The organism is Leptolyngbya sp. FACHB-261, assembly GCF_014696065.1.
Lineage (GTDB): Bacteria > Cyanobacteriota > Cyanobacteriia > FACHB-261 > FACHB-261 > FACHB-261.
The window spans coordinates 513,834-534,583 of record NZ_JACJPL010000026.1; the positions used below are offsets into that span (position 1 = coordinate 513,834).

Here is a 20,750-nt window from a genome sequence, read left to right on the forward strand (position 1 = left end):
ACCGCAAGTTCAGACTCGACTAAGCTCTAATAGAGCTGCATATTCCGACTCAGGATTATGTGAAGTCCAATACTGCTATAGAAGTTAGACTTAAGCTAGATAAACTATTTCAACTGATCTAGTAAATGGTCTCCTACTCGCAATGCGTTCGCAATGATCGTTAAGGTGGGATTCACTGCTGCACTGGATGGGAAAAAGCTGCCATCCACAACATAAAGATTATCAACTTCATGAGCGCGGCAGTTCAGATCTAGAACCGACATTTTGGGATCTTCGCCAAAGCGACAAGTCCCGCACTGATGGCCCACAGACTGAATGGGCATCATATTGCGGGGATAAATGCTAAAGGGAATCGTATGCTCTGCTCGGTCAACTTGCTTAAGGACACTTGTCCAGCGTTTAATCAAACGGCTACTGGCCTCAGTATTGTTAGGCTTATAGTCCAGGTATAGATGCTCGCCCTCTACGCGCACACGATTATCAGCATCGGGTAGATCCTCAGTCTGTAACCACCAACCCACTGTATGGTCTGCAACTGTTTTCAGCTCAGCACCCGGTCGAAGTTTGAGCAATGGAGCTAGCAATGCGGGGGCTTCAGCAGGCAACATATCGGCCAGCACATTACCTGTGTTCTGCACTAATCCCATTGGGTAGGGAAAACCAGGTTCACCCCAATAGAAGTCGCTAACACAAATCGTTTTTTGATAGACAGCAGGATTGAATTTGAGGCTCAATTGCACCATTGCCGTGCAGTTGTGCTTCATCAGGTTACGCCCAACCTGATCGGAACCATTGGCTAGTCCATTAGGATGTTGGTCATTTTGCGATCGCAGCAATAGGACAGCTGAATTAATCGCACCACAAGCAACGATGACAAGATCGCCTTTAAAAAGTTGAAGTTTGTCAGCAACCTCTGCTTCTACGCCTGTGATTTCCCGGCCGGAATTACTGGTCTGTAAGCGAGTGACTTTGGCTTCTGTCAGCAGAGTTACATTGGCGTTTTTGCGAAGCCGTTGAATGCAGTTCACTTCTGCATCGGCCTTGCCATGGGTTAAGCAAGGAAAGCCATCACAAGTATTGCAGCGAATACAACTTCCCAGGCTTTTGTCGACCTCATTCAACTTCAACCCTAGGGGAAGGTTGAATGGATGCAAGCCGATCTGGGTAAGCTCATTGGCCAGTTCCTGCATTCGCGGTTCGTGGTGAACCGCAGGATAAGGATAGGGTAGACTCCTTGAGGGTTCTGTTGGATCAGTGCCAGACTGTCCATGAACGTCGTACAGCTTTTCTGCTTGTGTGTAGTAGGCTTCAAAGTCACGATATTGCAGTGGCCAGGCTGGCGAGATGCCATCTTTGTGTTGGACCTGTTCGAAATCTCGCTCTCGCAAGCGCAGCAGAGCTGCCCCGTAAACTTTGGTGTTTCCCCCGACCCAATAATTAACTGCCGGACGGAAGGGTTTGTTGTTAACGTCGTACCAATGCTCTTGAGTGTGATATCGCTCTTGCTGATAAACCTCCCGAGCACTCCAGTTCTCTTTTTCTTGAGGTAGAAATTTGCCTCGCTCTAGAATCAAAATTCTTTTGCCACTTGAGGCAAGATGGTAGGCCAAAGTGCCACCCCCTGCTCCCGTGCCGATGATAATCACGTCGTAGTGCTGTGCGCTCATGCAGAATTCCTTTAGAGATCAAATATCAGGACTTCAACAGGCGATCGCTCAAATTAAGTTTCCTGCCCCGGTCGTAATCGCAGTGAAAGATGCAGCGTTTGTGATTGTCGTGATGCAGCTTTGCGCACTTAACAGCTCGATGTCCAAATATGTATCGATACACGACTGATGCTAAGCCCATACTGGCTGGCGGCACGATTACATAGAGCCAGAATGCGGTCCAAATTTGAGCGGGTAGCGCGGAGGCAAAGCTGCGAGCCGGGTTCATGCCAAAACCAGAAAGGGGTGCCTCTAAAAAGACGTAGAGCATCACTAAACCTCCTGCAAAGAGGCCTGTAAAGCGACTGAATTTTGGGTTATTGCTCGTCAGTAAAACCGTCGTCATCATCACGAACGCAATCACCAACTCACCTAATAGTGCCGGAATCCAACCCAGCGTTCCTGGCACTGTGACTATATAGCTGATGGGAGTTTGAGTAAATGCCTTACCCAGCAATAGCACCGCGAGATAGACACCGGCCAATCCACCCAAGCACTGAAACACAATGTAGAAGATGGCATCCTGCCGCTTGACCTTACCCAAGCGGTAAAACGTTAGGGTAATGGCCGGGTTCATATGGGCACCCGACTGTTTGCCCCAGGGAGAATAGACAAGGGCGATCGAGGTTGTTCCCATTGCAATCCCGATCAATAGCCGACGGATATTGCTATCTGAAATCGCCTGGTGGATTGGAGAATTAGGATGCTCAAATAGAACTGTAAACAGACCCGCAGAGATCATGAATATGCCAAGCTCTGCGGCTTCCATCAAGTATTCGGGCAGATGCTTCCTAAATGTCTCCATGCTGATCTTCCTTTGCCCGATGTTCGACGTTTTGTAGGATCAGGGCAGCTATCAGCCCCGTCCATCCGGTTTGATGGCTGGCGCCTAAACCAGCTCCGTTATCGCCGTGAAAATATTCGTGAAACAGAATCCAGTTACGCCAGTTTGGATTGGACTGAAAAACCTCCAAGTTGCCGTATACGGGCCGCCTTCCTGACTCACCCTGCGAGAAGATGGCAACCAGGCGATGAGAGAGCATGATTGCCACTTCTCGCAGGGTCATGTTTTGGCCAGAACCCGTCGGGCACTCTACCTTAAAGCTGTCGCCCAAATATTCATGGAATCTCCAGAGTGCTTCGATGATCAGATAGTTCACCGGGAACCAGATCGGACCCCGCCAGTTAGAGTTACCTCCAAATAAGCCGGTGGTAGACTCTGCTGGTTCATAACGCACGCAGTAGTCATGCTCACCCTGATGCAATATGTAGGGATGCTCCTGGTGAACCTTAGACAAAGCTCGAATGCCGTGGGGGCTGAGGAATTCGCTTTCATCTAGCATTCTTTGCAAAAGTTGTCTCAACTTTGTCCCATAGACAATTGCCAGTAAGCGTCTAGCTCCAACCCCTGGAGTTTCCATACAGGCAACATTGTTTTTCAATTCCGGCCGATTGCAAATGAACCAGGCCATCCGCTTTTTGAAGCCGGGAAATCGTTCCAGGGTTGCTGGCTCGATGACTGTGACCGCAAATAAAGGGATCAGACCTACCATCGAACGCAGTTTGAGTGGAAACTGATGGCCATCCGGCATTCTCAGGGCGTCGTAATAGAAGCCGTCCTCTTGGTTCCACAAGGCAATCTCGGCATCGCCAATACCATCGATCGCGTCTGCAATGTAGAGAAAGTGCTCAAAGAACTTACTGGCAATGTCCTCGTAAGTATCGTCTTTTTCGGCGAGTTCCAGGGCGATTGCCAACATATTTAGGCAATACATTCCCATCCAGCTGGTGCCATCGGCCTGGTTGAGATAGCCGCCGGTCGGAAGCTCTTTGCTACGGTCAAATACACCAATATTATCTAACCCTAGAAAACCACCCTGGAAGACATTTTTGCCTCCTATATCTTTGCGATTTACCCACCAGGTAAAGTTAAGCAGTAGCTTGTGAAAGACCCGTTCTAGAAATTTGCGATCGGTTCGTCCGTAAAACTTCTGCTCTATCTGATAAATGCGTAAGGCTGCCCACGCCTGCACCGGTGGATTGACATCACCAAAAGCCCATTCATAAGCAGGTAATTGACCATTGGGTTGCATGTACCATTCGCGGGTGAGACGATCGAGTTGCAGCTTGGCGAAATCTGGATCAATCACTGCAAGGGGGATCAAATGAAAGGCTAGATCCCAGGCGGCAAACCAGGGATACTCCCATTTATCGGGCATCGAGAGGATATCTTCGCTGAATAGATTCGTCCACTCGTGGTTCCGTCCTTCCTTGCGCCCTGATGGTGGTGGCGGCTGCGCCGGATCGCCATTCAGCCAATCATGCACGACATAGTTGTAATACTGCTTGCTCCACAGCAGTCCAGCAAATGCCTGCCGCTGGATGTTGCGCTCATCTTCGGACATGGGGTGGGGGCAGATGCGCTGATAAAATTCTTCGGCTTCGGAAGTCCGGGTTTGAAAAATCTGGTCAAAGTTAGGACCTAACGGTTCTACAAGGGTCTGTTGATCGCTCAGGCGCAAGCGGATAGTCTTTGTTTCTCCAGATGCCAAAGACAGTTGGTAACGAGCCGCAAGCTTGGTGCCTATGCGATCGGGATTAACCGCATCCTGTTGCCCATTCACCACATAATTGTTGATACCATCTTTGACATAAGTCGATTCGTTTCTGACGCCAAACAGTCGCTGGTAGTTGGTTTCGTTGTCGGTAAAAAGTAGTTCTGGGTTGCCTTCACAGTACAACCAGCGCGTCTGTAATGTAGGATGATCTGCCTCGACCACGCTCAACTGCTTGTCAGACTGTGCAACTTTAATAAAAGGTTTTTCAATCTCAAGATTCCAATCCCAGATGTTGCGGAACCAGAGAGTTGGTAATAGATGAAGGCTATGAGCTTCTGGCCCTCGGTTGGTAATCGTTACTTGAATCAAAATGTCTTCAGGTTCTGCTTTGGCATACTCCACAAAAACATCGAAATACTTATTTTCAGCAAAGACACCTGTGTCGAGTAACTCAAACTCTGGGTCAAGTCTACTTCTGTGCCGATTTTCTTCGACCAATCGAGTGTAAGGAAATGCCTGCTGCGGGTATTTGTACAGGCATTTCATATAGGCATGGGTCGGAGTATTGTCTAAATAAAAGTAATATTCCTTGACGTCCTCGCCGTGATTGCCCTCAGTTCCCGTCACTCCAAATAATCGCTCTTTCAAAATCGGATCATTGCCGTTCCAAAGCGCGATCGCGAAGCACAATCGCTGGCGGCTATCTGAAATGCCAGCGATACCATCCTCGCCCCAACGGTAAGCCCGCGATCTTGCCTGGTCATGGGGGAAGTAATCCCAAGCTGAACCATCAGGGCTGTAATCTTCACGTACCGTGCCCCACTGTCGCTCACTCAAATACGGCCCCCAGCGTTTCCAGTAGGCGGTGCGTTCCTGATCCTGTTGCAATCTCACTTCTTCTGGAGTCATAGCAATTCTGGATCCGGATTAAATTAATGTTTACCAACAGCAATTCGCAGTCGTGTAGATTGTCTTGCCTGCTTAGGCAACCTGCGTTTCCAGGAAAGGATAATCGGTGTAGCCTAGCTCTGCCTGATTAGCTCCGGTACCGTAAAATGTCCGAGGGTTGGGGGTGTTTAAGGGCGCATTCGTAGCCAATCGTTCTGGCAAATCAGGATTGGCAATAAATGATTTCCCGAACGAGACGAGATCGGCATTTCCAGAGGCTAGAGCAGCGTTACCTGTTTCTTTGGTATAGCCGCCATTCGTGATCAGCGTCCCCTTATAGATAGAACGAAAGAGGGGTGCTACTGGATTCAGCACCTTACGAGTTGCAAGATCCTGCTCATTGGGCTCCATCAAGTGGACATATGCTAAGTTGTAGCGATTTAACGCATTCAACACATAGCTGAATGTCGCTTGGGGATCAGAATCAGCTATGCCGTAAAATGTGTTACTAGGAGAGAGCTTGATCCCAACTCGATTAGCTCCCCAAACTTCTGCGACGGCTTCTACAACCTCAAGCAAGAATCGAGCACGGTTCTCAATTGACCCTCCATATTGATCGGTTCGCTGGTTTGAGCCATCCTGCAAAAACTGATCGATGAGATAACCAAAGGCACCATGTAACTCGACGCCATCGAAGCCCGCAGTGAGCGCATTCTTTGCACCTTGACGGAACTCGGCGATAATGCCGGCAATCTCATCTGTCTCCAGGGCGCGAGGGGCAATCATAGCTTGTTTCCCGTCAGGGGTATGCAGTTCCCCGGTCCCTGCGATGGCGCTTGGCGCAACCGGTAAAGCTCCATTAAGCAGTGAAGGATGAGAGATTCGGCCGGAGTGCCAGAGCTGTAAGAAGACGTGCCCATTCTGCTCATGAACGGCCTTAGTCACGAGCTGCCAACCTGCTACTTGCTCATCCGAATAGATGCCAGGGCAGTTCATGTAGCCTAAGCTCTGAGGCGACACCATTGAACATTCAGTGACGATCAACCCAGCAGAGGCTCGTTGAGCATAATAGGTCGCGTTAATTGGAATGGGAACTCCTTCGCTCCCCGCTCGCAAACGGGTCATGGGAGCCATCACGATGCGGTTTGGGAGATTGTAGGGTCCAAGTTGAACGGGCGAAAAGAGATTGGTTTCACTCATGATCTAAACAACTCCTTTAGGGCTAATGGTTTCTAACAAATGCCAGAGACTTACCGTGCTGTTAAGAGACTATTGCTCCTGGTAATTCCAGAGCAGGCCACCATCGACAAAAGAGGTTGTGCCTGTTATGTAGTCCGCGTCAGCAGATGCCAAAAATGCGACAATTGACGCCACATCTCTCGGTTTACCCAAGCGGCCTAGAGGAATGTTTTTCAGGAGTGCGCCCAACTTCTCTGGATCATTCAAGAGCTTTGTATTGATTGGAGTCTCGATTGCTCCGGGAGCTACATTGTTAATTGTGATTCCCGAAGGGGCTAACTCAACTGCTAGGTTGCGAGTCAGCATTTTTAAGCCCCCTTTGCTGGCGCAATAAGCTGCAAAGTGAGGAAAGGGCAATTCCTCATGCACTGAACTGATATTGATAATCTTACCGGGCTGCTGGGTGGCCAACAGGTGTTTCACAAAAGCCTGTGTAGCGAAGAAAACACCCTTCAGGTTCACGTTCATTACCGCATCGTAATCGGCTTCTGTGACATCCCAAAAGTCGGCATTCTTTTCAATGCCAGCGTTATTCACTAAAATATCTAGCTTGCCAAAGTGGGAGATACTGTCTGCAATCATGCGCTGCACATTGGCAACGGTTCCGGTGTCTGCCTGCACGGTAAAACCATCTACCATATGGCACTGACCCCCTGCTGCTTTCACCTTGGACAGGGTCTCTTCTGCGCCTTCTGGGTGGGAGCGGTAGTTAATGACAATGCTGGCCCCTTCCTCCGCCAAACGAATGGCAATCGCTTGGCCAATGCCCTGGCTACTGCCCGTAACTAGCGCCACCTTACCTTCCAGTCTCATATAGGCTCCATTTGTGTTGAGGTTTACTGAACTGGACAGAGTAGTGTTTTGACGACTTTGATTTGGCTACTTTTGGCGTATCGCAGCCCAGTCGTTAGCTTGAACTAAAGCTTGAACTAAACAGTTCAGGGTGAGCAGAGTAGCTCAACGCTGGTTGCAACAGAATTGGGTGACTGGGTGTCAAGGGCGCGTTCACAGTAGGAAATGGCAGGATGATATGGTCAAGCACAAGTATGGAGCTAGAACCCCACGACAGGCGATGACTGAAATCTATTAGAGTTGCCAATTTGATTAGACAACCAGCTCACCAACAGAGCTGCAAGTGACAGAGCTGCAAGTGATAGAGCTGCAAAATAACCAGCTAACAGACATGCAAACGCAAGTCATGCCCCTACATTGAGCAGGGGCATGACAGAGTAGATATTTGCTCAGGCTAATCTAGCTGACAATCGCAAACCGCAGTTGTCAACTGTCTAAGCAGTACGTAGCGGTTTTGGAGCCCGAGGTTTTGCTGAAGCTGCCTTTTGGCTTTGGGCTCTACTGCGAGTGGGTGCAGATTGGGCCTGGGATTTCGCCCGGTTACCCCGACCCTGACCTTGGCTAGAGCGCTTGCGGTTCGTTGGCTCTGTTCCAGTCTGAATTGGAGCAGTTGGCTCGTAGCCTGCAATCACATCTTTGGCAAGGGTCTGATTGAGCAAGCGTTCGATGTTCTTCAGGAGCGGATACTCATCGCCACAAACCAGGGAAACAGCGCGTCCTTCATTACCAGCCCGACCTGTACGACCAATGCGGTGCACGTAGTCTTCGGGTACATCGGGTAACTCAAAATTGACCACGTGAGGCAGCTGGTCGATATCTAGACCCCGAGAGGCCACATCGGTAGCCACTAAGACTCGAACCTTCCCCTGCTTAAAGTCATTGAGGGCACGGGTGCGGGCTGCCTGCGTTTTGTTGCCATGAATTGCTGAGGTTTTCAGCCCGTCTTTAGCCAACTGCTCAGCTAGACGGTTGGCCCCATGCTTAGTCCGTGTAAAGACCAGCACCTGCTGCCAATTGTGGAAACCAATCATGTAAGAAAGCAGTTCTCGCTTACGCTCGCGATCGACAGGATGCACCACCTGTTGCACTTGTTCAGCGGCGGTATTGCGGGGGGCAACTTCGATCAGGATTGGCGACTCTAGCAGGGTGTTGGCCAACTGCTGGATGGCCTTGGAGAAGGTGGCCGAAAACATCAGCGTTTGCCTTGACGCTGGTAGCTTCGCCAAAATCTTGCGGATATCGTTGATGAAACCCATGTCTAGCATGCGGTCGCATTCGTCCAGCACCAAGATCTCAACCTGCGACAGATCTAGAGTTTTTTGCCCTAGATGGTCGAGTAGGCGACCGGGAGTGGCAACTAGAATATCAACCCCCCGGCGCAGCATTTGGATTTGCGGCTCGATGCCAACACCGCCATAGACCACAGCGGAGCGCAGAGGCAGGTACTTGCCATAGGTTTTGACACTATCGCTAACCTGAGCTGCAAGTTCGCGGGTGGGCGTGAGCACGAGGGCCCGAGGTGTGCGCTGTACCTTGTTAGGTTTGGTAGAGCTGAATCTAGCGGTGCTGAGGCGTTGCAGTAGAGGCAGGGTAAAACCCGCCGTCTTGCCTGTGCCAGTTTGGGCGCTGGCTAGGACGTCTTGCCCTTGCAAAATCGCAGGAATTGCCTGCTGCTGAATAGGGGTGGCTTCGGTGTAGCCCTGCTCAGCAACAGCACGAAGCAGGTCGGTCGAGAGACCGAGGTTATCAAATGTCATGAATGCAATTGCTCCTAGTGGTGCCCCTACCCCAAATCAAATGCCTGGGCCCAGTCTAAGAGCAGGAAATGTGTAGTTCAGTTGGATGCCTCTAAATAAGCAACTTCCAATGTGCCAGTAGCAGACCGGAATGTACTGGCAGGCTTCTATCCTAACAGTACTTGTTACGAACCTTTGGGGGATGCAGGAATTGCCAGGCTGAGACCAGGTCTGCTGTCACAAGGAGCTTTCTAATTTTGCAGCTCTATTAGGAGCCGCTGTCCTCATAAACGCTTTACAATACTTATAAATGGACACTAATGGCTTTTGAGCCAAAAGTGCCATAAGCGCCATTACTGAGAGCTGCTGTTATGAATTTACCTGACTTAGATACTGAGAGCATCAATCGTGTTCTTGAAATGGCCTGGGAAGACCGCACCCCGTTTGAAGCCATTGCTCTCCAATTTGGGCTTCAGGAGAAACAAGTGATTGCCCTCATGCGGCGGGAGATGAAGACCTCTAGTTTCAGGATGTGGCGTCGGCGGGTGAGCGGACGTAAAACCAAGCATCTCAAAGAGCGCGACTTTTTAGCCGGACGTTTCCGCTCGCAGAATCAAAAGGGCTCTTAAAGCTGGCTTTCGCCGTTCAGAGGCACCCTCTAGAGAAAGCTACTACGCTCCCACTGAACGGCTTTGAGAACTGCGCTTGTTAGCCTAAGCCCTTGATGGGGATTGAACCCATGACCTCCCCCTTACCAAGGGGGTGCTCTACCACTGAGCCACAAGGGCAACGGAGAATCATCATAGCACCCCAATTGGTAAGAGGCTAGGTCTAGCCCAAAAAGTTTAGCGAACCAAAAAATCTAGCAGGCCCGAAAGCTTTAGTAGCTTTAGCAAGCTAGCGGGCTAGGACCGTCAGGGTATTGGGTTGGCTTGGGTCACCCTGGAGCACCACTGACCGCTCGTTGGCTGCCAAATGTCGCAGAATTTTGTAAATGGTTTCGACTTGCTCGGGCTTGCCTAGTTTCTGCGCCAGATCGCTCAGGGAGAGCGGTTGCCTGGATAGGGCGTTGACGACTTGGCGCTGTAGGTCCAGGACGGTGGCGGCGGCTTTCTTGCCTGCCTCGACGCCAGGCTGGTGATAGGCATTGATGTTGACGAGGGAGCCGTAGAAGCTGACAGCCCGCTCGTAAAGTGCGATTAAGGCACCAACGTTTTTAGGGGTGACTTCAGGAATGGTGACGGTGACCGAGTCCCGACCATTGTCGTAGAGGGCAGCGCGGGTACCTAGCAGAAAGCCACTCAGATAGTCACCGGCAGTTGCACCTGCTTCAACCTCCGAGGAAGTACCGTTACGGTCTTTGAGCACTTCGATGAAGGTCGCGAAGAAGTTGTGTACGCCTTCTCGCAGCTGTTGCACATAGGCGTGCTGGTCTGTGGAGCCTTTATTGCCGTAGACAGCAATGCCTTGATGAACAACGTTACCGTCCAAGTCTTTTTCTTTGCCCAGCGACTCCATCACCAGTTGTTGCAGGTAACGGGAGAACAGAAGCAAACGGTCTTTGTAGGGTAGAACGACCATGTCCTTCTCGCCCTTGCCGTTGCCTGCGAAGTACCAACACATGGCGAGCAGAGCTGAGGGATTGGTGCGCAGATTGGTAACGCGGGTTGCTTCGTCCATTTCTTTGGCCCCGGCTAGCATTGCCCGAATATCAATGCCTTGGAGAGCAGCAGGCAGCAGACCGACCGCCGAAAGTTCGGAGGTGCGTCCGCCCACCCAGTCTTCCATGGGGAAGCGTTCGATCCAGCCTTCAGAATCGGCTAGCTGGTCGAGACCGCTGCCCGGTCCGGTGACAGCAACCGCATGATCAGCAAATTTGAGTCCTGCGGCTTGATAGGCTTTCTGAACCTCAACCATGCCGTTGCGGGTGTCGGGTGTGCCGCCGGACTTGGAGGTTGTGCTTACCAGAGTGCTAGACAGACGGCCTTGGAGTTGAGCCAGCACGCGGTCGATCCCGTCAGGATCAGTATTGTCAATGAAGTGAATCTGTAGCGGCGGAACGTCAGGGGCTAAGGCCTCTGCTACAAATTGGGGTCCCAATGCGGAGCCGCCAATGCCAATCGAGAGCAAGTCTGTAAACTTGGACGCACCAGGCGGCTTGATCGCGCCGCTGTGGATTTTCTGGGCGAAGGCTTCGATTTTGTCTACGGTGCTAGAGATCTCCTGCTGAAGTTGCCGGTTTGGGGCTAGTTCTGGAGCCCGCAGCCAATAGTGACCCACCATGCGATGCTCGTCGGGGTTCGAGATGGCACCCCTTTCCAGCAATTTCATGTCAGCAAAAGCTCGTTCGAACCGAGGCTGTATCTGCTCCACAAACTCAGGTGAGAAACGCATCCGGCTGATATCTAGATAGAAGCCCAGGCCGGGGTGATAGTACAGCCATTCCTGATAGCGTTGCCACAGTGCTGTAGGGTCCATAGCCTTCCTCGTTCAGGTTTCCATTCACTCCACTCTGAAGCAATCTATCTTGAATGCCATCCGCTTTTAGCTTCAATGCAGATTGCAAAACTTGTCTCAGGCGTGAGCAGAGCCTCAACCACTGATGCTGCGGGCTTTGAGGCTCAGGGCTAGGAGTGATGGTTAGCACCGGGGACCCGACTAGGTATCACCCTTAACATTCTGGGTTTGTTCTGGGTTTGATACAGCTGGGGTTTGATGCGGCTGGGGTTTGATGCGATAAGCACAGCGACGGGAGTTGTTGAGCAAGTGCTCGGTGCGCTCAATTTGGGTCTCTGGACCGAGAATGGCCTGAAACACTTCTAGTTCAGAACCACAAAGCCCCTGACAGGTTTGGGCTGCGGCACAGATTGGGCAGTGGTTTTCGATCAGCAGCCAGGAGCCGTCACTTTGCGAAACAACCTCTGCCATATATCCCTCACGGCTGCGCAGGGTCACCAGCCCTTGGATGCGCTCGTTTAGGGCGGTTGCCGTGATTTGACTGCTATAGGAGAGAATTTGCTGCTGGGTTCGCTCTGCCAGAATTTGCGCCAGACCCGCCTCTCCAAACACAGAGCGCATTGCTTCTAGCAAGCCAAGCGTGAGGTCGGCATGGTTGTCAGGAAAGCGGTGTGTTGACGCTGGGGTGAGTTGCCAGAGCTTGACTGGGCGGCCCAATGGGCGGCGTTGCTCGGTGTAGCTCACCAATCCCTGACTTCGCAGCGTTTGCAAATGCTGCCGGATTGCCATTGGAGTTATCTCAAGCTGTTGAGCTAGGGCTACCGCTTCCTGGGCTCCTCCTGTTTTCAGAAAGTGCAGAATCCGGTCCTTGGCGCGTTGGCCGAGGCTAGGGTCTAAGTTGGATTTAGCAGTCATGATTCCGATTATCAAGCCTTAACTAAAGGCGCGCTCAGGCTTTCAGTGAGGATTTGAAAGCTGCGGGGGTGATTAATCATCCAAGCATGGGTGAGGATGGGAACTTGTAGGTTCCGACCGACCGGCAACTCGGAGCTGTTGGCTGGCACAATCATCAAATCGTAAGGGGTCCAGAGTGAGGTGAACTGGACTTTTTCTAGGGTCGCTACGTCCCGGTTCAGCTCACGCAGAAAAGGGCTGTTGGGGCGCATTTGTGCCGCGCCGAGGTTGTTGCGGGCGAAGCCCATCCAGGTCCCGTGGTGAGGCGAGGCGATGGTGATGAAGCGCTCTACCCGCTCCAGTCCACCCAGACGTTGAACATAGTAGCGGCTGACAATGCCACCCATACTGAACCCAACTAGGTCAAAGCGTTCGCTAGGTGCAAACAATTGATCGGCCCGATCGCGCACCTGCGCAGCCAATTTGTCCAGGCCAACATCGCCATTGTTGGGTCTAAGGTTGAGCGTGTGTACGGTCCAACCCTGTTCTTCTAAATGGGCGCGTAGGGGTGTAAAAATCAATTCGGTGTCGTCGATGCCGTGAACCAGCAAAACAGGATTGAGCATAGCAGGGTCGTAGGAGAGTCAATCTAACCCCAGCCTAGGCATTGGTCCTAAGCTCCAGATGTGGTTCTGTGCCAGCAGCAGGACCGGCTTAGAATGCTCACGAGCTTCATCAGAACCGTGCGGCTATCAAAGCCTTGAATACGCCTTGAATACTAAGCCTTATAAACCTATAGGAAGGATCAAACCGTTGAGCAGATTTCCTGGATGACTTGAAGAATTCAGGACAGATTTAAACAGATTTTAAGATACGCGAAAATCACCTGCGGTTCACCGTCTTGCTGTTCGTACTTACCCAGCCTTTACGAAGGATTTCAGGCGGCAGATGTTGAATGAGGTTGTTTTTTAGAACAAGCCTTGTGAGATTGGTGAGTTGTGCGATTGCCTCTCGAATCACTCTAATTGGGTTGAGAGAGGTCAATCGCTATCTGGGGGTGTTCGAAATTAAGCACAATAATCCCTGGCTCGTCAGGTAACCATATCCGTTACTACTCAATCCTCTTTCTCTTTAAAATGCCATCGCGCCTAATGCACTCAGCGTGGCTTGCTGTGCGGCTGTTAATCCTTGAGCACCTCTAATATTCATACCCTCGTATAGGCGATCGACTCTTAGCGTTTTGAGGCAATCTCCTGTTATAGGATTCCATAACTTAATAGTTTCATCCTGACTACCACTGACCAAAAGCGGATTTGCACTGTATGGGAGGCTAACGTCAACCGGACTAAACTGAACTGAACAGACCCGACTAGCGTGCCCTTGCAGGACTTTCTGGCAGGTGCCATCTTGGACATCCCAGAGCCGAATCGTTTGATCGTCACTACCACTGGCTAGGAGACGACCATTGGGGCTGAAGGCAACGGAGCGAACGCCATTAGTATGACCGTGTAACGTTGCCAAGCATGTTCCGTCTTGTACATTCCAAAAGCGAACTGAGCAGTCCAGGCTACTCGTCGCTAGAGTTTGACCATCGGGGCTGAAGGCAGTAGACAAAACCCAACCCGTGTGCCCTTGTAGGGTTCTGAGACAGGTACCATTGCGCACATCCCATAGCCGCACAGTTTGATCATTGCTGCCACTCGCAAGCAGTTGACCATCAGGGCTAAACGCAACTGCCCAAACCCAACCCGTATGCCCTTGTAGGGTTCTGAGACAGGTGCCATTGCGCACATCCCATAGCCGCACAGTTTGATCGTTGCTGCCACTTGCAAGGGTGTGTCCATCGGGACTAAATGCTACGGAGAAAACCCAACCCGTATGTCCTTGTAGGGTTCTGAGGCAGATACCATTTCGCACATCCCATAGACGCACAGTTTGATCGTTGCTGCCACTCGCAAGCAGTTGACCATTCGGACTAAATGCTACTGTCCAGATCCAATTGGTGTGTCCTGGCAGATTATTGGAGCAAGTTCCTTGCGCCACATCCCATAACCGCACCAGGGCATCATAACTGCCACTGGCTAGCATGGAGCCATTCGCACTAAAGCTGACTGAAGTAATCCCACTGGTTTGCCCCTGAAACGTCTTGAGGCAGGTGCCGTCCTGGACATCCCACAATCGAGCTGACAGGTCTGCACTGCCACTCGCGAGGTTTTGACCATTGGGATTAAAGGCAACCTCCCAAACACAACGGCTGTGACCTTGTAGCAATTTGAAGCAGGTTCCATCCTGCACACTCCACAACCGAATGGAGGCATCCTCACTACTACTAGCAAGGGTTTGACCATTAGGACTGAAGCTGAGTGAGGTGACCCAACCTGTATGCCCTTGCAGTGTTTTGCGGCAGGTGCCTGTCTTGACCTCCCACAGTCGAATGGTGCAATCGTCACTACTGCTGGCGAGGGTTTGACCATCCGGGCTGAAGGCAACTGCCCTCACCCAACGGGTATGTCCTTGCAAGGTTTGGAGGCAGGTTCCGCGATCAACACTCCACAATCGAATTGAAGAGTCTTCGCTGGCACTTGCCAGAAGCTGCCCATTGGGACTAAAGCGAATTGACGTAACTCCACCTGTGTGACCCTGCAAAACTGTTAGGCAGGTTCCGTCATGTGCATCCCAGAGCCGAATCGTTTGGTCATCACTACCACTCGCCAACAGTTGACCAAGGCCTGACGGTAAGCTAACGCTAACGGGGCTGAACGCGATCGCCCAAACCCGGTTGAGATGACCCCGCAGTGTTTTGAGACAGGTTCCTGGGAGGCGGTTGGAAGCACTCGCTTCAGCCAAGTTTGCAGGATTGGGTTGCTCAAAATCGATGTTTTGCATATCCCACAACCGAATCAACGAGTCATGACTGCAACTGGCTAGGGTTTTTCCGTCGGGACTGAAGGTGACTGCCCAGATCCAACCCGTGTGTCCTTGCAATGTCAAAACCTGTTGACCATCCACTACTCGCCAAAGGCAAATCTTACCGTCCAAATCACCAGTTGCCAGCAAACTGCCATCTGGGTTAAAGCTGACTGACATAACGCTACTTAAGGTCTCTGCAAACACAGATGTAGCTAAATCAGCGTTGCGAAAATTGACCCCTGTCAAGTTGACCTGCCGTAAATCGGCTTGCCATACGGTTAGTTCCGAAAAGTCACAGCCTCGCAAATTGCTTTGCAGATGCACAAGCAGGTTGAGAAGATTACCAGCAAGATAGTTGGGCTGAGGTGCTTGTTGTTGCTGCTCCAATATGGTTTTTAATTGCTGTTCAATGGCTTGTGAATTGCCAAACTGGAGCAGCAATTGCTCAGAGATTGGCTCAACAATCAACCGCTTCTGCATCTCTCGAACATAGTCTTTTGCCTGGGCTTTGATTAGGGCATGAGTTCTGAGGCGCTCTGGTGTTTGGCTGGCAATTTCCTCACAGATACACTGCACGAGCTGATCGGTCGCATACTCCAGCACTACAGGCTGAAGAAAGAACTGCTCACCCTCCTTTTCAATCAGCGCTCGCCGCAACAATGACTGAATCGCATCCGGCAATCTCCGCTTGGAAGCCTTAGTTGCAAGATCCCTACTCAACTCGAAAAGCGAGACGGGTTCCCGATTAATTGCTAACCAAAAGAGCATTTCCTGCTCAACTTCTGACAAGCGATCGAACTGGTGCTGGAGTAAGTCTCGAATATCATCAAAGACCGCTAACCCCTGCTGCACATAGTTCAATATTTCAGCAATGCTGCCACTAAAGAGGTCTTGGGTTGTGGCTGCAAGCATCTTCAGCGCCAAGGGGTTGCCACTGTAATGGGTCACTAATCTCTCCCATTCTGAATCTGTCCCCACAAATGCCCCTTTATAGAGAAATAGTTCTCGCCCTGCTTCTGAGTTCAGTCCTTTTAGCAGGAAGGTTCTGACTGATTGCTGCTGACCTTCTAGTGGCACAATCTCTCCAGGCTTTTCGCGGCTGGTGAGCAGCAAGCAACTCCGATGGGGTACTCTCCCAATTTCTTTGAATAGCTGACCATATGCCTCATAGCCTGGTCGATACTGTGCAGGCTGCCCGGCATTCAGGATCGTCTCGACATTGTCCAGAATCAGCAAACAGCGCTTTTGCCGCAACCCCTCCATAAGCTTCAGCAGTTTCCTGTCCAGCCCACTCGGTACAGCGATATCCTCTCCCTGTGCCCGCAATAGAATTGGCAACACTGTCTCTAACCACTCCTCAAAGGGTGGGGTATTTTGTAGCGATCGCCACACCACCACCTCAAACTCGGTTTGAATCTGCTGCACCAATCTGGCAGCCAGGGTACTTTTGCCAATCCCACCGATGCCCAATAGTAGGATGAGGCGGCATTGTTCTCCCAACACCCACTGCTTGAGGCACATCAGTTCTTCACTGCGTCCGCAGAAGGCAGCCGTATCAATGGCGCTCCCCCAATCTGGTGGCTGCGAGCGGGCAGTCGGTTGCTCAATTGCTAGAGTCTGGGTTTGGGTCGCACCAATCAGCGACTGACGCCACTGATGTTCTAACGCCCCCCGAAAGTTAGTTTTACTGACGGGTTCCCCGAAGGCTTGCTCCAGCAAGTTCCAGAGTTTGGGACCGACGTTGCGCTTGATATAGCTGAGCGAGTAGCCAGACACCTCAGCAATTTGCTCGTAGGTCTGCTCTTGCAAGGCTCCCAGTAGAATGGCGGCTTCTACTTCATTGAGCCGTCTACCCACTTTGGCAAAGACTACGGAATTAGCAACGTGCAGCGCTTGCTCTAAATCCATTGTCTTTTACTCCATTTACGGTAGTGACCTGATTTTACCTGAGGCAAGGTGAACTTTTTGTTTCCAGCATGACCAGGCTGAAACTGGCGCAAGCAAGCGGATTCAGCCAATTCAAGCCAAAATTGATGACCAAAAAGTTCACCTACTCTGAAGTATTTAGATTCATCATATTGACCTCAAAGTAGTGAACTTATAGGTAACGACAAACCTAAAAAACTTCCCTAATGTAATGACATCAGGTTCAAAGGCGCAAGGGAAAGGAATTAGCAAACTAATAGCCCCCAACCGCTTAACAACCTGTACAATTTCCGATTTCTAGCAGTAATCCAGTCTTAAGACCCCAACCCGGTTGACCGGCTAAGTTTCTGCTGCAACGGATTGACTCAAAACAACAAACAGAATAGGAGCTTCGGTATGAAGATTGTAGTTATTGGTGGCAGCGGGCTGATCGGAAAAAAGCTCGTGAATAACCTTCGTCAGCTTGGTCATGAGGTCGTGGCGGCATCACCCAGATCAGGCGTCAACGCCATCACGGGTGAGGGACTGGCGGCAGCGCTGGCGGGCGCTCAGGTTGTTGTCGATGTGGCGAACTCGCCTTCGTTTGAGGACAAGGCAGTTTTGGAGTTCTTCGAGACATCAGGTCGTAACCTGCTTGCCGCAGAAGCAACCGCTGGTGTGGGACATCACGTGGCGCTGTCGGTGGTCAATGCCGATCGCTTGCCCGACAGCGGCTACATGCGGGCAAAGGTTGCTCAGGAGAAGCTAATCAAGGATTCCAAGATTCCCTATACGATCCTCCGCGCAACACAATTCTTCGAGTTCCTCAGTGGCATCGCCCAATCGAACACCGACGGGCAAACGGTTCACTTGTCACCTGCCCTTGTGCAGGCGATCGCGTCAGATGATGTGGTTGCCGCACTGACTGATCTCACAGTCGGGGCACCCCTGAACGGCACGATCGAGGTGGCTGGTCCCGAAAAATTCCGTCTCGACGAACTCGTCCGACGCTTCTTGATCGCAAACAACGACACACGCAAGGTAATCACAGACATCCACGCCCGCTACTTTGGCATAGAGCTGAACGATCACTCCCTCACCGCCAGCGACAATCCGCGCGTCGGCTCGACGAACTTTGATCAGTGGCTCGATCGCCAAGATAAAGCAGCCTAGCCAGCACATGTTTCTTCAGGCATTTGCTTCCTGCCCGTCGCCACGAGGCAATGGGCGGGAGACGTCTTCAGAGCCTTGGTCGGCGTCTCTATTTTGGTGATGACAACCGGAACCCGGACATAACTGGAACCCGGACATGGATGCTCCCGGTTATGTCACTGAACCTGTAGGGCATGGCTTTAAGCGAAAGCCACATGCTATTGAGGACATCAAGGCCTAGGTGTGAGACCTGGCTTTTTGGCTGATCCCCTCTTGCCTAGAGGCCGGTATGTATGCCGCGCTGACCGCCGACCTGTCCGTGCTTACAACCTGGTCGGACGGAACCTTAACTCAACACTGCAAGGTAATAAATCATGAAAACAACTGCAAGTGCTCGAACCATTTTGGTCGTGGGATTCATCCTAATAGCGTTCAACGGACTATTCCTGTTTGGAAACGGACTGTTTATGCTTGTCGCTCCAATGGCGTGGTACAACACCGTTCCTGGCGTGACTGACACTGGTTCCTTTAATCAGCACTTCATCCGCGATATTGGGATTATTCAGATGTTCCTCGGTGCTGCTTTCGCGATCGGGATGATCCAACCAGCGCACCGCTTTAATCTGTGGGCTGCTGCAACGTCATGGCTGATCGCACATGCCGGTTTCCATTTGTGGGAAGTTGCAGTCGGCATTTCTTCTCTATCAACCATTCCGCGCGACTTTCCCGCTGTCACTCTCCCGGCTTTGATCGGTGTTGTGCTTACGGCGTGGGCTTGGCGCACCAGTCCACGCTTGGCATCTCCTGATCTGGTTACCGGAAATTCTTTGTGAAAGCTGAGCAATCTAGAAATGCACTGGCGGGGAGTTATGCCATTGTGTCCCCTTGCCGGATCTCGCTGGATAGCGATGTCAGAGTCCCAGATAGTGCAGACCAAGCATGACGTGAACGATGGGGAGTTTTTATCGCTGCCCCTAATGTTTTCAGAGTGGCTTTTTGAGCAACTGTCGACCCGGTTGCTCCTTGAATATTCATGCGTGTCCTGGAATCGGCAGGAGGGGGTTGAGGACCAATTGATGGTGCTTGCCGGTGATTTGTGGAACTATCACCTGAGGTTGGCAAGGTAAATCGATCTGAACTAATGCGATTTGGAACCCTCTCAGCAATTTTCTGCGATTTCGCGACTTCCCTATTGAAGAGCTTTACAGGGAGAAGTAACCCGCTGAGGTGGCGAGTCTGGTTACTTCTCTTCGCGCTGACGCTTCTTTTAATTTGTTGGCCGGTTAGTTATTGGCCAGTAGGAGCGCAACAAGTAGGAACGCAACAAGCAGGAGCGCAAACGGTGCCTCAAGGAGTACCTCAATCAATAGCTCAAGCAATCCCTAAAATGCCGATTCCTATTTTGGAACAAGCTCAAGTTTCTAAGCAAGCCGAGCAGCCAGCCGGGTCTGCCGAGACTCCGACGGCAACTCGCCAGGGCTCTCTGAGTAGCCCTCCCAATGCTAATCAGCCCACGCAAGTTGCTTTGGGCTTTCATCTACTCAACTTGGGCCGGATCAACCAGACCGAAGAAACATTCAATGTGACTGGCTTTCTGTATGCGTTCTGGCAAGACCCACGTTTGCGGTTCGATCCTCAGCAAGTGGGAGACCAAGTGGTGCGCTATACACCTGAGCAAATTTGGGAACCAACGCTGACTATTTTTAATTCTCAAGATCTACAGAAAAAAGGCCCGGTTCAGCTTTCGGCCAAGCCAGATGGCACAGTGAGCTATCTGGAATTGATCAATGTCACGGTGTCGTCAAGCTTGGATTTGCGCAAGTTTCCCTTCGATACCCAAACTGCTCGCATTATTTGGGAGCCTTTGTCCTCGGATGTTAAGGGTGTCAGTTTGGTAGAGAACCCAATCGCCACTGGCTACAGCAGGGAGCCGTACCTTTCGCTGTCTGAGTGGCAAACTTTGGGGATTGAAACCTCGGTTGGCTCGAAGAAAGGTGAGAAGGAGGACAAAAATTATGCTCGCTACACCTACGAAATCAAAATTCAACGCCGCTCTGGCTTTTATCTATTCAAGATTGTGCTGCCGTTGATGTTGATTACGCTGGTATCTTGGACAGCCTTTTGGATTAACCCAATTACCAGTTTCGTGCCGCAAATGAACGTTGGCATTACCAGCATCTTAACAGCGATCACCTTCAATTTCACAGTCGCTAACTCATTGCCCAGGGTGCCTTATGTAACCCTCATGGATAGTTACATTTTCATTTGCTATATTTTCTTCTTTAGCTCGATTATTTCTACAGTGTTAATCCATTTTTTGTTGAATAATCGAGCGAAACCTGAGCCCGGGCTACGGCTAATTCGGCAATCTCGTTGGCTCTTTCCTTTAGCCTTTGTTGGTGCTCAGGCCTTGCTGTTTGCCACCTTTCTCGCGAGCTGAATCATGAGCTGAG

General features: G+C 51.1%; 15 protein-coding genes and 1 tRNA gene. 5 read left to right on the forward strand and 11 right to left on the reverse strand.

The genetic code is table 11. From position 1 onward, the window contains the following. Positions 1 to 104 precede the first annotated feature (104 nt). The 6 genes from H6F94_RS18340 to H6F94_RS18365 all read right to left on the reverse strand — a co-directional run bounded on the left by H6F94_RS18340 (position 105) and on the right by H6F94_RS18365 (position 9,000). A complete protein-coding gene (locus tag H6F94_RS18340) occupies positions 105 to 1,667 on the reverse strand; it encodes an FAD-dependent oxidoreductase (RefSeq protein ID WP_190803670.1) in 1,563 nt (520 codons plus the stop codon). Positions 1,668 to 1,692: 25 nt separating this feature from the next. Beyond that, the gene (locus H6F94_RS18345; RefSeq protein ID WP_190803671.1) at positions 1,693 to 2,511 is read right to left on the reverse strand and encodes an MIP/aquaporin family protein; all 819 of its coding nucleotides are present in this window, start codon (positions 2,509 to 2,511) and stop codon (positions 1,693 to 1,695) included. Beyond that, complete coding sequence (locus H6F94_RS18350; RefSeq protein ID WP_190803672.1) at positions 2,498 to 5,173, reverse strand: MGH1-like glycoside hydrolase domain-containing protein; 2,676 nt, start codon at positions 5,171 to 5,173, stop codon at positions 2,498 to 2,500. The genes H6F94_RS18345 and H6F94_RS18350 overlap by 14 nt, the downstream gene beginning before the upstream one ends. A gap of 72 nt (positions 5,174 to 5,245) precedes the next feature. Then, entirely contained in the window at positions 5,246 to 6,352 is a 1,107-nt protein-coding gene (locus H6F94_RS18355) for an alkene reductase (RefSeq protein ID WP_190803673.1), read from the reverse strand. A 69-nt stretch (positions 6,353 to 6,421) separates the two neighbouring features. After that, positions 6,422 to 7,204, reverse strand: coding sequence for a glucose 1-dehydrogenase (locus tag H6F94_RS18360; RefSeq protein ID WP_190803674.1), 783 nt, complete (start codon positions 7,202 to 7,204; stop codon positions 6,422 to 6,424). Between the two features lie 473 nt (positions 7,205 to 7,677). Next, positions 7,678 to 9,000, reverse strand: a complete 1,323-nt coding sequence (locus tag H6F94_RS18365; protein ID WP_190803675.1) for a DEAD/DEAH box helicase — start codon at positions 8,998 to 9,000, stop codon at positions 7,678 to 7,680. Positions 9,001 to 9,350: 350 nt separating this feature from the next. Here H6F94_RS18365 and H6F94_RS18370 point away from each other — a divergent pair, with 350 nt between their 5' ends. Continuing rightward, positions 9,351 to 9,608, forward strand: a complete 258-nt coding sequence (locus tag H6F94_RS18370; RefSeq protein WP_190803676.1) for a TIGR03643 family protein — start codon at positions 9,351 to 9,353, stop codon at positions 9,606 to 9,608. Between the two features lie 87 nt (positions 9,609 to 9,695). On the opposite strand, the gene H6F94_RS18375 is transcribed toward H6F94_RS18370, so the two are convergent. From H6F94_RS18375 to H6F94_RS18395, 5 genes are all read right to left on the reverse strand, one after another. Further along, positions 9,696 to 9,767, reverse strand: a tRNA-Thr gene (locus H6F94_RS18375). A gap of 109 nt (positions 9,768 to 9,876) precedes the next feature. Beyond that, positions 9,877 to 11,457 (reverse strand): glucose-6-phosphate isomerase, encoded by a 1,581-nt coding sequence (locus tag H6F94_RS18380; RefSeq protein WP_190803677.1) that lies wholly within the window; start codon positions 11,455 to 11,457, stop codon positions 9,877 to 9,879. Positions 11,458 to 11,637: 180 nt separating this feature from the next. Further along, complete coding sequence (locus H6F94_RS18385; protein ID WP_190803678.1) at positions 11,638 to 12,351, reverse strand: helix-turn-helix transcriptional regulator; 714 nt, start codon at positions 12,349 to 12,351, stop codon at positions 11,638 to 11,640. A gap of 11 nt (positions 12,352 to 12,362) precedes the next feature. Continuing rightward, a complete protein-coding gene (locus tag H6F94_RS18390) occupies positions 12,363 to 12,956 on the reverse strand; it encodes a lipase family alpha/beta hydrolase (protein WP_190803679.1) in 594 nt (197 codons plus the stop codon). A 505-nt stretch (positions 12,957 to 13,461) separates the two neighbouring features. Next, complete coding sequence (locus H6F94_RS18395; protein ID WP_190803680.1) at positions 13,462 to 17,148, reverse strand: WD40 domain-containing protein; 3,687 nt, start codon at positions 17,146 to 17,148, stop codon at positions 13,462 to 13,464. A 414-nt stretch (positions 17,149 to 17,562) separates the two neighbouring features. On the opposite strand from H6F94_RS18395, the gene H6F94_RS18400 reads away from it, so the two are divergent. The 4 genes from H6F94_RS18400 (at position 17,563) to H6F94_RS18415 (ending at position 20,737) form a co-directional block, all read left to right on the forward strand. Then, positions 17,563 to 18,318, forward strand: coding sequence for an SDR family oxidoreductase (locus tag H6F94_RS18400; protein WP_190803681.1), 756 nt, complete (start codon positions 17,563 to 17,565; stop codon positions 18,316 to 18,318). A gap of 353 nt (positions 18,319 to 18,671) precedes the next feature. Further along, positions 18,672 to 19,130 carry a hypothetical protein gene (locus tag H6F94_RS18405; protein ID WP_199320499.1) on the forward strand — a complete coding sequence of 153 codons (459 nt, stop codon included), beginning with the start codon at positions 18,672 to 18,674 and terminating at the stop codon, positions 19,128 to 19,130. 75 nt (positions 19,131 to 19,205) lie between these two features. Further along, a complete protein-coding gene (locus H6F94_RS18410) occupies positions 19,206 to 19,424 on the forward strand; it encodes a hypothetical protein (protein WP_190803682.1) in 219 nt (72 codons plus the stop codon). Between the two features lie 260 nt (positions 19,425 to 19,684). Next, a complete protein-coding gene (locus tag H6F94_RS18415) occupies positions 19,685 to 20,737 on the forward strand; it encodes a ligand-gated ion channel (protein WP_190803683.1) in 1,053 nt (350 codons plus the stop codon). Positions 20,738 to 20,750: the final 13 nt, after the last annotated feature.